General features: G+C 30.9%; 2 protein-coding genes. Both read left to right on the top strand.

What is annotated here, in order from left to right; all coding sequences use genetic code 11:
- The first annotated feature begins 17 nt into the window (after nucleotides 1-17).
- Nucleotides 18-845, top strand: coding sequence for an undecaprenyl-diphosphate phosphatase (locus ACI3VO_RS07765; protein ID WP_320925069.1), 828 nt, complete (start codon nucleotides 18-20; stop codon nucleotides 843-845).
- Nucleotides 846-879: 34 nt separating this feature from the next.
- Nucleotides 880-1,544, top strand: a 665-nt coding sequence (locus ACI3VO_RS07770; protein WP_439757363.1) for a MerR family transcriptional regulator, incomplete at its 3' end; no start/stop codon positions are given.

Raw genomic sequence — 1,544 nt, forward strand, 5'->3', positions numbered from 1 at the left:
ATAATGAGAGGTGAAATATGGATTTTATAGAAATATTTAAGGCCATAATTTTAGGTATAATTGAGGGTATTACAGAATGGCTACCGATAAGTAGTACAGGACATATGATTTTAGTCGATGAATTTTTACAATTAAATATGTCTCCTCAATTTAAAGAGATGTTCTTCGTTGTTATACAATTAGGGGCAATTTTAGCGGTAGTAGTTTTATATTGGAAGAAGATTTTCCCTTTTTCATTTAAGAAAAAGCCTTTTGTCCAAAAAAATATAATAATTATGTGGATTAAAATAGTAGTTGCTTGTCTACCTGCAGCAGTTATAGGTTTATTATTTGATGATAAGGTTAACGAGCTATTTTACAACTTCCAAACAGTTGCTATAATGTTAATTTTATTTGGTATATTCTTTATAGTTATTGAAAACTACAATAAAGGTAAAAAACCTATAGTAGATGATATGGATCATTTAACTTTCAAAATGGCTATAATAATAGGCTTATTCCAAGTAATAGCTGCAGTTTTCCCTGGGACATCACGTTCAGGAGCTACAATATTAGGGGCTTTACTTATAGGAGTTTCTAGAGAGGTAGCAGCAGAGTTTACATTCTTCTTAGCTATACCAGTTATGTTTGGAGCTAGTGTGCTTAAATTGGCTAAATTTGGATTGGCATTTACTAGCTTTGAAATGGTTATATTGCTAGTGGGAAGTGTGGTTGCATTTTTCGTATCAATACTAGCTATCAAATTCCTTGTGGGTTACATAAAGAAAAACGACTTTAAAGCATTTGGATGGTATAGAATAATACTTGGTGTGATACTTTTAGTTTATTATTTCTTTTTAAGATAAATATAATACGAAATTTTACGAGAAGAGGTTATTTATGGAGATAGCCTCTTTTTTAATGGCAAGATTATTGACTAAGACCTTGGGGGTCGGTTTAAAATTATTATTGAGAGGAGGGGATAACATGTTTATGAAGGATGTATGTTTAGAAACTCAAGCTACAAAAAAGGCAATTGAATATTATATAGAGCAGGGATTGATTACCCCTACAGTTTTAAAAAATGGATATAGAGATTTTAGCTGTGAGGACTGTGAAAAGCTCAAGAAAATATCCATGTTTAGAAAGCTAGGGTTGAGTGTGGAGGAAATTAAAATGGCAATCAATTCTAATGAAGAATTAAGTAAAATAGCTGTCAAAAGAGAGCTGAATTTAAGAGCAGAAAATGATAAGAAAAATTTGATAGATAAAATAAGCACAGGGGCAAATACGGAGGAAGTTTTAAAAGAATTAAAGGATATAGAAAAAAACAAGACGATAACTCAAAAACTATTAGAAGCATTCCCTGGATATTATGGAAGATTTATAGCACTACATTTTTCTATGTTTTTAAATGAGCCTATATCTACAATCGAACAGCAAGAGGCATATGATCAGATAGTAAAATTTTTAGATGAAGCTCCAAGTTTAGATATGCCAGATGGATTAAAGGATTTTCTTATAGAAAATACGAAGCACATTAGTGTTGATGGCATAGAAAAAAT

It is taken from the genome of Intestinibacter sp., from assembly GCF_051866655.1.
Lineage (GTDB): Bacteria > Bacillota > Clostridia > Peptostreptococcales > Peptostreptococcaceae > Intestinibacter.